Here is an 11,526-nt window from a genome sequence, read left to right as displayed (position 1 = left end):
GGCACCGGGATCATCCCGCTGGCCAGGCAGGCGAAGAACGTGATCAGGAACTCGGGACGGTTGTACAGAAGGATCGCGACGGCATCGCCCGGGCGCACGCCGTGCGCGCCCAGGGATGCCGCCAGGGCGCCGGACTCGCGGGCGAAGCGCTCATACGTCCAGCGCTCGCCGTCGATGCTCTGCAGGGCCGTGCGGTCGGGCAGGGCGCGTGCGACGGCCTGCCACAGGTCTGCGTAGTGTGCTCGCATGGGTCAATCCTGCGGCCCGGAGTGCTGGGCGTGCGCGGCCAGGTCGGCGTGCCATGCCTCGTCGATCTGATCCGGGCTCCACCCGCCGTCCTCGTCGAGCGTGCGCAGCACGGCGGGGTGGGAGTACAGGGTCAGTCGGTCGCCGCCGATGCCGATGGCCTGACCGGTGACGTCGGCGGCGGCATCCGATGCGAGCCAGACGATGAGGGATGCCACGTCCTCCGGGGTGCCGAGGGCGTGATCGCGGCGATACTCGGTGGGGATGTCGGCCCCGGCGACATAGTCCTCGTACACCTGGGTGTACGCGGGGATCGTGGCGGTCATCGGCGACAGGGCGGTGGGGATCACCGCGTTGGCGGTGATCCCGGCTCGGGCCAGCTCCAGCGACCAGGTGCGGGCCATCGCGACCAGGCCGGCCTTCGCGGCGGCGTAGTTCGTCTGGCCGAAGCTGCCGAACTGTCCGGCCGGCGAGCCGATCAGGATGATGCGGCCACCGGTGCCCTGTTCGCGCAGGCGGGTCGCGGCCGCGCGCCCGCAGGTGAACGTGCCGCGCAGGTGGGTCTCGATGACCAGGTCGAAGTCGTCGTCCCCCATCTTCCACAGCACGCGGTCGCGGAGCACGCCGGCGTTGGCGACCAGGACGTCGAGCCGGCCGAACTCGCCCACGGCCGCCGCCACCAGCGCGTCGGCGGTCTCGGTCGGCCCGACCGGGGCGACCACGGCAGTGGCACGGCCGCCGGCGGCCTCGATGTCGGCCACGGTCTGCGCGGCGGTCTCGGGGTCGACGTCGTTGACGACCACGGCGGCGCCGGCGTCGGCCAGGGCGAGGGCGTAGGCGCGGCCGAGGCTGCGGCCGGCGCCGGTGACGATGGCGACCTTGCCGTCCAGGCGGATCGGCGCGCTCACTTGTAGTACCTCAGGACGAGCTCGGCCACGCACGCCGGCTTGGCGCCGCCCTCGATCTCGAACGTGATCGGCACCTCGATCTGCCAGCCGCCGGCGACCTCGGTCACATTGGAGACCTCGCCGGTCACGCGGATGCGCGAGCCCACCGGCACCGGCGAGGGGAAGCGCACGCGGTTCAGGCCGTAGTTGATGCCCATCCCCACCTCGGTGATCGTGAACACCTCGCGCATCAGCGGGACGACCAGGCTCAGGGTGAGCAGTCCGTGCACGATGCGGGTGCCGAACGGCGTGGCCGCCGCGAAGTCGGCATCCACGTGGATGGGATTGTCGTCGCCCGACAGCTTGCGCATAGAGGTTCACTTCCTCCTGCGTGATCGTCTTCCAGCTGGACGGACCGAACGTGCGGCCCGCCAACTGGGCAGCTCGTCGATCGTCACGGACACGGGGTTCTCGGCCATGGTGCCTCTCTCGCCTCGTCGCATCGCGTTCGCACGCGGAGCATCTTCGCTCTGAGTATCAGGCTACCTGATAATGGGCGGACGCGCCAGACCGCGGCATCCCGCCACCGGTGCGCACCCTAGGATGAGGCCGTGACCGCAGAGCGTACAGAGCGATCGCGCGACCGCGTGCAGAGCATCGAGCGCGGCATCGCCGTGCTGCGTGTCTTCGACGGGCGCTCGGCGCCCCTGTCGGCGAGCGACATCGCGGCCCGTGCGGGTCTGCCGCGGCCGGTGGTGCGCCGCATCCTGCTGACCTTCGAGCACCTCGGCTACATGCGCGGGCAGCGCGGCCTGTGGAGTCTGACCCCGCGCATCCTTGAGCTCGGTGCCGCGTACTTCGCCGACTCGTCGCTGCCCGAGATCGCCCGCCCCGCGATGGACGACGTGGTCGCCCAGCTCGGCGAGACGTGCAGTCTGGGGGTGCTCAGCGGCGCGGATGTGATCCACGTCGCGCGCGTCGAGGATCACCGCCCGCTGCCCGGGGCGGTGAGGGTCGGGATGAGCCTGCCCGCGTCGGCCACCGCCGTGGGCAAGGTGCTGCTGGCGGGACTCGGCGAGGCCGCGCTCGCCCGCGCCCTGGCCGAGGTCGACTGGGAGCCGCACACCCCGCACACGATCACGGATGCCGCGGCCCTGCGCGCGCGGATCGCGCAGGTGCGCACCCAGGGCTACGACGTGTCGATCGAGGAGCTGAACCCCGGCATGGTCGCAGCCGCCGTGCCGATCACCGTGGGCGGCGAAGCGGTCGGGGCGCTCGGGGTGTCCTCGACCACGGTGCGGCAGGACGAGGCATCCCTCACCCGTGACGTCGTGCCGGTGCTGCGCGTCGCCGCCGACCGCATCGCGCGCGGCTACCTCGGCGCGAACCCCCACCTCTACCGCCCCGCCCCCTGACCGGGCCGGTCCCACGGCTTCGTCAGGGGTGCACGGACGCGTTCGCGAGCGCCGCGACCGCGGCATCCCCGCCCTCGATGAGAAACCGCTCCGGTTGGCGGCCCGGATCGGCGCGCTCCCACATGAACAGCGCGAGATCGGCGACGGAAGCAGTGACCCTGGACCCTCCCGCCGCCGGTGCGGCGTCGGCTGCACGCCAATCCCGGGCGATCGTCCACGTGCGATCGATGTCGGTGGCGGCGAGCGTCACGGGCTCCGGCAGCGGGTCCAGCGACGGGCGACTCCGCGGGAGGAACACCTCGAACAGCTCGTCGATCCCGTCTGCGTAGTCGACCGGTGCGAGTTCGGGCGCGGGGCGCCATGATGCGCCGCCGGCGGCGCGCAGATCCGTGAGGTGCTTGACGCTCTCATAGACGAGGCGCCGGCTCCAGAAGCGCGCCTCGCCCTCCGCGGACTCACCCAGCACCCAGCACGGGCGCTCGGGCGGCGTCTCCGTCAGCGCCGCCAGCAGTTCGCGCCGGCAGTCCCCGTACCACCGTCGCCTGTCTCCGACCGGTGGCGGCGGCAGCGTCTTCCGGGGCACGTTGTTCCCGGTTCTCACGATCCGGGCCGCCCACAGGTGGATCTGCCCCAGGTGACCGATCAGATCCGAAACCGTCGGCCAGGCATCCCAGGCGATCGAGGCCGTCGGCGCATGGTGCTCGATCTCCGCGTCGAAGGCGGCGGTCACCCGAGCGAGGAGAGCCACCCGTATGTCATCGACGTCTCCGCGCATGTGCGGGCGACTCCTCTCCTTCGACCCGCGTCCGGCTGACGGACGAGGCGTCTTCGTGCCGGCACGGGTCTGCGGCGATCCTAACGCGGCAGTCCGCTGGCTGCGCCCGGCTCGCGCCCTGCCCCTCCCGACCGCCTCCGAGGCGTGACCCGTCACAAGTGGTCGCTATGGCCGCGCTCAAAGCAGCCGATTCTGACAAGTCGGCGACTGACGGGAGGGAGACGGGGGAGGCGCGAGGCGGGATCAGAAGAGGATGCCGCCGCGGATGTTGCGGCCCTCGATCATGTCCCGGTAGCCCTGGTTGATGTCCTCGAGCGGATACATCCGGGTGATCAGCTCGTCGAGCTTGAGCTGGCCCGCGTCGTACATCTGCAGCTGGCGGGGCACATCGGCCTGCGGGTTGGCGTGTCCGTAGATCGTGCCCTGGATGCGCTTCTGGTAGCGGGTGAGCTCGAGCGGGCTGATCGGGATGCCGGTCTCGTCGTCGGGCGCGATCCCGGTGACCACCGCCACCCCGCCCTTGCGGATCGCCGAGACCGCCTCGGCCACATGCGAGCCGCGCACCACCCCGATGGTCACGATCGACCGGTCGGCGCCCTGGCCGTTCGTGATCGAGCGGGCGAAGTCGGCCGCCTCGTCCATCGTCGCGAACGCGTGCGTGGCGCCCAGCCGCAGCGCCGACTCGCGCTTGAACTCGACTGGGTCCACGGCGATCACCGCGACCGCGCCGGCGTGATGCGCGCCCTGCACGGCGTTGATGCCGACACCGCCCACGCCCATCACTATCACCACGTCGCCCGGCTGCGTCTCGGCGGCGTACACGGCGCTGCCCCATCCGGTGCCCACACCGCAGCCCAGCAGCCAGACCTTCTCCAGATCGGCGCCGGCGGGCAGCTTGATCGCCGAGTCCACCGAGACCAGGGTGTGCTCCGAGAACGACCCGACCTGGCACATCTGGCCGACGGGCGTGCCGTCCGGCAGCGCGAACCGGTAGCTGTCCTCGTCGTCGAACCGGTGCCCGGCCAGCAGGTAGCGGCCACGGTCGCACAGATTCGTCATGCCCGAGGTGCACCAGCGGCACTTGCCGCAGCTGGGGATCCAGGTGAACACGACGGCCTCGCCGACCTCCCAGCCCGGCGTGTTCGGCCCGACCGACTCGACGATGCCGGTGCCCTCGTGTCCGCACACCATCGGCAGGTGTCCGGCCACGCTGTCGCCGGTCATCATGTGGTAGTCCGAGTGGCACATGCCGGCGGCGACCATCCGCACCCGGATCTCGTTCTGCCTCGGCTCGTCGACCAGGACATCGGCCAGTTCGAACTCGCCGGGGACTTCGCGCACGATCGCGGCGCGGGACGTGATGGGCATTGCTCCTCCTTCGGACCATTGCTGGTGAGCATCGACGCTCAATCTCAGGCTACCTGAAACACGGCGGATGCGGGAGCCCCGGCATCCGCCCCGCTCGGAAGGCGTCAGCGGAAGGCGTCAGCGGAAGACCGACGTGCTCTCGCGGTAGTTCTCGATCGCCTCCGGGCCGAACTCGCGCCCGACGCCGGAGTCGCGCACGCCACCGTACGGCGAGCCGAGGTCGGGCCGGTACCCGTTCAGGCCGATCGATCCGGTCTTGACCCGCCGCGCGACCTCCAGGGCTCTGCCCTCGTCGGCGCTGAAGACGGCACCGCCCAGGCCGTAGCGCGTCGCGTTCGCGATGCGGACGGCATCGTCGACGTCGACGTAGGGATGCACTGAGAGCACCGGGCCGAAGATCTCGTGCTGCGCGATCGGGCTGTCCGGGTCGGCGCCGGTGATGATCCGCGGAGCGTAGAACCAGCCGTCCGTCGGCGCCGCGGTGTCGCCGGCGAGCACCGTCGCCCCGGTCGCCCGCGCCTCGTCGACCATGCCGGTGACCCGGGTCAGCGCGCGCTGCGAGACCAGCGGCCCGATCTCGGTCGCCGGGTCCTTCGGATCGCCCACCCGCAGGTCGCGGGCGAGGTCGACGAGCGCCTCGACCGTGCGGTCGTAGCGGGATGCCGGGACCAGCACGCGCGAGAGCGCATTGCAGTTCTGCCCGGTGTTGCCGAAGGAGGCCACCCGCAGGCTTGCCAGCACGGCGTCCAGGTCGGCGTCGTCGAGGATGACGGCCGCCGACTTGCCGCCGAGCTCGAGCGTGGCCGGGATCAGTCGCTGTCCGGCCACCGAGGCGATGTGACGGCCGGCGGCGCTGGACCCGGTGAAGGCGACCTTGTCCACGCCCGGGTGTGCGACCAGCGCCTGCCCGGTCTCGCGGCCGCCGGTGACGATGTTGACGACCCCGGGCGGCAGGCCGATCGTCTGGGCGGCCCGGGCCAGCGCGAAGATGTCCAGCGGCGATTCGGCCGCCGGCTTGATCACCACGGTGCAGCCGGCCGCCAGTGCGGGGCCGAGCTTGAGCGTGGTCGAGGACTGCGGGTGGTTCCACGGCACGATCAGGGCAGCCACGCCCAGCGGCTGCCGCAGGTGCAGCGTGGTGCCGTCGCGGTCCACGTTCTCGCGCTCCTGCTCGACCATGAGCTCGCGCGCCAGACGCGCGTAGTAGCGCAGATGCTGGACGGGACGGATGCCGTTCATGAAGCGCGCGACCGAGATGGGCTGGCCCACCTCGTCCGTGACGAACGCGGCGATCTCACCGGCGCGCGCCTCGAGCTCGTCGGCCAGTCGGTCGATCCAGTCGCCGCGCTCGGCGGGGGACAGGCGCGGCCATGGACCGTGGTCGAACGCCTCGCGCGCCGCGCGCACGGCGCGGTCGACGTCCTCGGGCGAGCCGTCCGGCGCATGGCCGATCACGGTGCGGTCGTACGGGTTTGCGGCGGTGACCCGCTCGGCACTGGTGGAGTCGAGGTACTCCCCGCCGGCGAACACGCGTTCCTGAATCTTCGTTGCTTCGGGCACGTGGGCAGGCTAACACCGAGAATGACTGCACGTCACGCATTGCGACCAAGCGACCGCAATGCGTACACTGGCGGCATCCGTACACCATCGACGTCGATGAGGGACTCATGACCGAACTGCGCAGCAACTTCTCCCCGTCCTCCGCCCTGGGCATCGCGCGGCGCGCCGAATGGCGGCCGCTGGGGATCCGCGCCGACGAGCTCGCATAAGCCCAAGGTTGCGATCGTGAACAGCTCATCCGACCTCGCCGCCTGCTTCGGGCACCTGGATGACATCGTCCCGGTGCTGAAGGCCGAGCTTGCGCGCGCTGGGCGTCCTGCCGTTCGAGATCCGCACCGCGGCCCCGTCCGACTTCATCACAAGCGCCGGACGCGGCGGCAGCTACATCCTCTCCAGCCGCGACCTGATGGTCAACGACGTCGAGGTCGCCGTCGAGGGCGCCCAGCTGGACGCGATCATCGCGCTCAGCTCGTGCGACAAGACCACCCCGGCCCACCTGATGGCCGCCGGCCGGCTGAACGTGCCCACGGTGATCATCCCGTGCGGCTACCAGCACAGCGGACTCGCCGAGGGGCGCACCGCCGATGTCGAGGAGATCTTCCTGCAGGCGGCGATGGCCGCCGTCACCCACGAGCCCACCGACGCGCTGCAGGAGCTGGCCGACGACGCGATCCTGGGACCGGGGGTGTGCGCCGGACTGGCGACCGCCAACTCGATGCACATCGTCGCCGAGGCCATCGGCATGGCGGTGCCCGGCGCCGCCCCGGTCCGGGCCAACAGCGAGCCGATGTGGGACAGCGTCCGCCGGTCGGCGGCGGCCCTGGTCGCGATGATCGAGCGCGACATCCGCCCCGCGACATCATCACCGCCGGCTCGGTGCGCAACGCCGTGCGCGCGATGCTCGCGGTCGGCGGCTCGACCACCACGATCAAGCACCTGCAGGCGATCGCCGTCGAAGCCCGCGTCGACATCGACGTGTGGGAGGAGTACCGCGTCCTCGGCCGGTCCACCCCGGTGCTGTGCGCGGTGCGCCCGAACGGACCGACCCTCACCGAGGAGTTCGAGGACGCCGGCGGCGGGGCCACCGTGCTGCGCGAGCTGATGCCGCTGCTGGACGGCGGGCAGCTGACCGTCACCGGGAAGACGCTCGCCGAGAACGCGGATGCCGCGGTCCCGGCGGACGGGAGCATCATCCGGTCGCTGGACCGCCCGTACAGCACCGACCCGGCGATCGTCGTGCTGCGCGGCTCGCTCGCACCGGGCGGCGGAGTCGCCAAGCGCCCGGTGCCCGACCCCGGTCCGAAGCAGTTCACCGGCCCGGCGCGGGTGTTCGGCAGCCGCGAGCAGGGGATCGCCGCGATCACGGACGGAACGCTCGAGCCCGGCGACGTCGCGGTGATCCGCGGGATCGGAGCCGTCGGCGGGCCGGCCCTCGGCTTCACCTCGTCGTTCATCTTCGCGCTGAACGCCCGCGGGCTGGCCGACAAGGTCGCGTTCGTGACCGACGGGCAGTTCAGCGGGCTGGTCAACCAGGGCATCACCGTGGGCGAGGTCTCGCCCGAGGGCGTCGCCGACGGACCGCTGGGCCGGGTGCGCGACGGGGACGTGATCCACATCGACCTGGTCGCCGGGACGCTCGACCTGCGCGTGCCGGCCGACGAGCTCGCGGCCCGGGAGCCCTACGCTCCCACCGAGCAGCGTGACGCCGGCGGCGGCTACCTCGACCAGTACCGCGAGCTGGTCCAGCCGCTCTCCTGCGGCGCGGTGCTCGGCTGCCGGGCCTGCGGGGCGTGCGAGAACGACGACCGTGCGCCGTTCGCCGGGGCGGAGGCGTCGGCATGAGCGCCACCGTGACCCTGCCGGCACGCGAGGTGCCGGTGATCGGCGAGTACGAGGTCGTCGTCGTCGGCGGCGGCCCCGCCGGGATCATGGCCGCCACCGCAGCCGCCCGGGTCGGCCGCTCGACCCTGCTCATCGAGCGGTACGGGTTCCTCGGCGGCGCCGGAACGATGGGCGGACTCAGCACGTTCTGCGGGCTGCACGCCCGGGTCCACGGCGAGGACGTGCGCGTCATCCGCGGCTACGCCGACGAGCTGCTGGAGCGCCTCGAGCGGCTGGACGGGCTGAGCGAACCGCACCTGTCGGTGGAGGGCCGCATCATGGCGCAGGCGTTCGACATCTCCGCCTACAAGATGGCCGCCGACGATCTCGTGCTCGCCTCCGGCGCCGAGCTGCTCTTCCACGCGGCGGTGCAGGGCCTCGTGCACGACGATCTGGGTCGCATCGACGGCGTGGTGGTCGAGTCGAAGTCCGGCGCCGGCCTGGTGCGCGGACGATTCTTCATCGACGCCTCCGGCGACGGGGATGTCGCGGCCTGGGCCGGCGCCCCGTTCGAGCGGAGCGAGCACCTGCTCTACCCGTCGCTGATGTTCCGGATCAACGGCGTCGACCCGGTGCAGGCCGGGCCGGCGTGGAAGACCATCCGGACGCTGATGGAGGACGCCGAGGCCGCCGGGACGCACAGCTTCCCGCGCAAGAAGCCGATCGTCCGGCCGCAGCGCAACCCGCTGGAGTGGCGCTCCAACCTGACCCAGCTCTCGAACGAGGACGGCTCGGCCATCGACGGGACGGACGTGCGCCAGCTCACCCGCGGCGAGATCCAGGGACGCCGTCAGGTGCGCGACACGTTCGCGTTCATCCGCGAGCGCACCCCCGGCTTCGAGGACTCCTATGTGGTCGACATCGCGCCGCAGATCGGCATCCGCGAGACCCGGCGCATCGTCGGGCCCTACCAGCTGACCGAGCAGGACGTGCTCGGCTTGCGCCGACTTCGACGACACCATCGGCGTGAACGGGTGGCCGGTCGAGGCGCATGTGATCGGCGACGTCGAGTTCCGCTTCGCGCCGGCCGACTCGCGCGGCTTCAACCAGCTGCCCTACCGGATGCTGGTGCCCCAGCAGGTCGACAACCTCCTGGTCGCCGGGCGCTGCGCCTCGATGAGCGCAGCGCGGCCAGTCCTCCGGCCGGGTCACCGGCCCGTGCTTCGTCATGGGCCAGGCCGCGGGCACCGCCGCCGACCTGGCGCTCGGTGCGGGCGTGACATCCGCCGCCGTCGATGTGGCCGAGCTCGAGCGTCGGCTGGAGGGCGAGGGGGCGTACCTGGGCACGGCGCTGCCCACTGCGTCGACCGCAATCGTGCACTGAGAGCCGCCGGTCACGCTACCCTGAACGGGCCATGGACCAGACGAACTTCACATACGTCATCAAGCAGGTGGAGCTGGCGCTCCGCCCGTACATCGACGGCGCGTGCGCGGCGGCCGGGATGACGACGGCGCAGTACACCGCGCTGACCGTGCTGGAGCGTCGCCCCGGGATCACGAGCTCCGAGCTCGCGCGCCGGTCGTTCGTGCGCGCCCAGACGATGGCCCAGACCATGGACCCGATGCTGGAGTCGGGTCTGGTGCGACGCGAGCGCGACCCCGGGCATGCGCGTCGGCTGCTGCTGTACCTGACCGACACCGGGTCGGCGGCCATCGCGCGGGCGCGCCCGCGGGTGACCGAGCTGGAGCGGCTGATCCTCAGCGACTTCTCGGTGGATGAGGCGGCGGCCTTCGCCGACTACCTGCGTCGGGCGCGCCGCTCGCTCGCAGGAGGGCGTGCCGGCCCCGACGCACTGACGCCGCCCGGGGGCCCGGGCGGCGTCAGTGCGTCTCGCGTGCTACAGCGTGCCGGTGGTCCGCCAGCCGCCGTGGTACTCCTGGCGGGCGGTCTCGGCGTACGGCACCGGGCTGACCACGGCGCGCACGGCCAGCTGCTCGTGCGGCTCGACCGTGGTCTTGCGGGACCCGCCGTCCGGCTCGCCCCAGACCACGCGCACCTCGGCGCCGATCGGCACGTCGCGGTCGACGGTGGCCAGCGACAGGCCGCGCTTCTCGTTCGCCGTCACGCCGGTGAACATCGACAGCCCCACGGTGCTGCCGTCGGCGTCGATCACGGCGTCGTAGTTGCTGGACCCGTAGTTCGCGTTGGGCAGGTCGAAGAACTGGTAGCCCGGGCCCGAGCGGTCCAGCACCGAGGAGAGGATCTTCGACAGGTCCTCGTCGTTCCACGCCAGCGTGACCTTCTTGCGCTGCTGCTCGGGGTCGAGCTTCTCGAGGGCGTCGCGTCCGATGAAGTCGTGGTCGAACTTCACGAACGAGCCGTAGCCGAGTTCCCACGGGTTCAGGTAGTAGTCCTCGATGTCGTCCGAGACGAACGAGCCGGCGAGCGCGTTGATGGCCTCGTAGCTGTTCGCGGGCAGCCATTCGCGGTAGGCGCGCTCGCCCTCGCTCGAGTAGATCGCCGGCAGCGGCGAGGGGATCCAGCCCGACTCGAGCGTGTTCGACGAATACGCCCGCGATCCGCACGGCTCGATGCCGAGGTCGCGACCGGCCTCGAGGATCGCGTCACGGATCTTGCCGTGCTGGGCGTACGGCCCCCACAGCTCCAGGCCCGGCGCGCCGGCCATGCCGTGGCGCAAGCGTCCGCACCTGCTCGCCCGCGATGGTCATGTGCCCCATGCGGAAGAACCTGACCTGCTCGACGGTGCCGCCGGCGAGCTTCTCGATGATCGACCAGGCCGCCGGTCCCTGGATCTGGAACCGGTAGTAGTCGCGGTGCACGGCCTCGCCGTAGGGGCGGGACGGCGAGCGGTCGTCGTAGCGGAACTGGACGTCGTACCCGCCGGTCTCGGCGTGGAACTGCAGCCAGTTCGCGCCCGGCGCGCGCCCGACGTAGACGTACTCGTCCGGCCCCTCGTGGAACAGGATGCCGTCGCCGATCACGCCGCCGTTGGATGCCGTGGGCACGAACTGCTTGGCGGTGTCGACCGGGAAGTTCGCGAACGAGTTGATGCCGGTGTCGCTGAGCAGCTTCAGCGCGTCCGGACCGGAGACGAAGAAGTTGACCATGTGGTGCGTCTGGTCGTAGAGCACCGCGGTCTCGCGCCACGCCTTCTGCTCGCGCCGCCAGTTCGTGAACTCGGCCGGCACCACCGGATAGATGTATGTGCCCAGCTGTGAGTCGCGGAGCATCTGGACGATGTTCCCCTTCTCGTCGAGCAGTTCCTGCAGATTCCCAGCCATGCTGTTGTTCTCCTTCGACGTCGATGTCGGCTCTGCGCACTGGTTGCGCGCACTGTCGTTCGTGCACCGCGTTGCGGGCACTGTCGTTGTCGTGCACTGTCGTTGTTGTGCACTGTCGCGTGCGGACCGACCCTGGCTCGATGGTACGGAC

General features: G+C 71.4%; 7 protein-coding genes and 6 pseudogenes. 6 read left to right on the top strand and 7 right to left on the bottom strand.

What is annotated here, in order from left to right:
• Positions 1-2: 2 nt before the first annotated feature.
• From L2X98_RS20510 to L2X98_RS07705, 3 genes and pseudogenes are all read right to left on the bottom strand, one after another.
• Positions 3-248: pseudogene (locus tag L2X98_RS20510) on the bottom strand (AMP-binding protein); the annotation flags it as partial.
• 3 nt (positions 249-251) lie between these two features.
• A complete protein-coding gene (locus tag L2X98_RS07710; RefSeq protein ID WP_435526257.1) occupies positions 252-1,154 on the bottom strand; it encodes an SDR family NAD(P)-dependent oxidoreductase in 903 nt (300 codons plus the stop codon).
• Entirely contained in the window at positions 1,151-1,504 is a 354-nt protein-coding gene (locus L2X98_RS07705) for a MaoC family dehydratase (RefSeq protein WP_259612871.1), read from the bottom strand. The genes L2X98_RS07710 and L2X98_RS07705 overlap by 4 nt, the downstream gene beginning before the upstream one ends.
• Before the next feature lie 240 nt (positions 1,505-1,744).
• Here L2X98_RS07705 and L2X98_RS07700 point away from each other — a divergent pair, with 240 nt between their 5' ends.
• Complete coding sequence (locus tag L2X98_RS07700) at positions 1,745-2,548, top strand: IclR family transcriptional regulator domain-containing protein (protein WP_259612870.1); 804 nt, start codon at positions 1,745-1,747, stop codon at positions 2,546-2,548.
• Positions 2,549-2,570: 22 nt separating this feature from the next.
• Here the strand turns inward: L2X98_RS07700 and L2X98_RS07695 are convergent, their stop codons facing one another.
• The 3 genes from L2X98_RS07695 to L2X98_RS07685 all read right to left on the bottom strand — a co-directional run bounded on the left by L2X98_RS07695 (position 2,571) and on the right by L2X98_RS07685 (position 6,251).
• Positions 2,571-3,296, bottom strand: a complete 726-nt coding sequence (locus L2X98_RS07695) for a maleylpyruvate isomerase N-terminal domain-containing protein (protein ID WP_259612869.1) — start codon at positions 3,294-3,296, stop codon at positions 2,571-2,573.
• 270 nt (positions 3,297-3,566) lie between these two features.
• Positions 3,567-4,691: an NDMA-dependent alcohol dehydrogenase gene (locus L2X98_RS07690; protein WP_259612868.1), complete on the bottom strand. Its 1,125-nt coding sequence runs from the start codon at positions 4,689-4,691 to the stop codon at positions 3,567-3,569.
• Between the two features lie 117 nt (positions 4,692-4,808).
• Positions 4,809-6,251 carry an aldehyde dehydrogenase gene (locus L2X98_RS07685; protein WP_259612867.1) on the bottom strand — a complete coding sequence of 481 codons (1,443 nt, stop codon included), beginning with the start codon at positions 6,249-6,251 and terminating at the stop codon, positions 4,809-4,811.
• Positions 6,252-6,549: 298 nt separating this feature from the next.
• Between L2X98_RS07685 and L2X98_RS22195 the strand changes: the two are divergent.
• The 5 genes and pseudogenes from L2X98_RS22195 to L2X98_RS20495 all read left to right on the top strand — a co-directional run.
• Positions 6,550-7,349, top strand: a pseudogene (locus tag L2X98_RS22195) (dihydroxy-acid dehydratase domain-containing protein); the annotation flags it as partial.
• A gap of 3 nt (positions 7,350-7,352) precedes the next feature.
• Entirely contained in the window at positions 7,353-8,093 is a 741-nt protein-coding gene (locus tag L2X98_RS22190) for a hypothetical protein (protein WP_435526272.1), read from the top strand.
• Positions 8,090-9,067, top strand: a pseudogene (locus tag L2X98_RS07670) (FAD-dependent oxidoreductase); the annotation flags it as partial. The gene L2X98_RS22190 and the pseudogene L2X98_RS07670, both read left to right, overlap by 4 nt.
• Before the next feature lie 31 nt (positions 9,068-9,098).
• Positions 9,099-9,197 (top strand): annotated as a pseudogene (locus L2X98_RS20500) (hypothetical protein); the annotation flags it as partial.
• A gap of 290 nt (positions 9,198-9,487) precedes the next feature.
• Positions 9,488-9,688: pseudogene (locus L2X98_RS20495) on the top strand (MarR family transcriptional regulator); the annotation flags it as partial.
• A gap of 282 nt (positions 9,689-9,970) precedes the next feature.
• Here L2X98_RS20495 and ligM read toward each other — a convergent pair.
• Positions 9,971-11,375, bottom strand: a pseudogene (gene ligM, locus L2X98_RS07660) (vanillate/3-O-methylgallate O-demethylase).
• Positions 11,376-11,526: the final 151 nt, after the last annotated feature.

Source organism: Microbacterium elymi, from assembly GCF_021582895.2.
In the GTDB taxonomy this organism is placed as follows: Bacteria; Actinomycetota; Actinomycetes; order Actinomycetales; family Microbacteriaceae; genus Microbacterium; species Microbacterium humicola.
The sequence above is the reverse complement of the archived record's forward strand: the minus strand, read 5'-3'. Positions and strand labels throughout refer to the sequence as shown.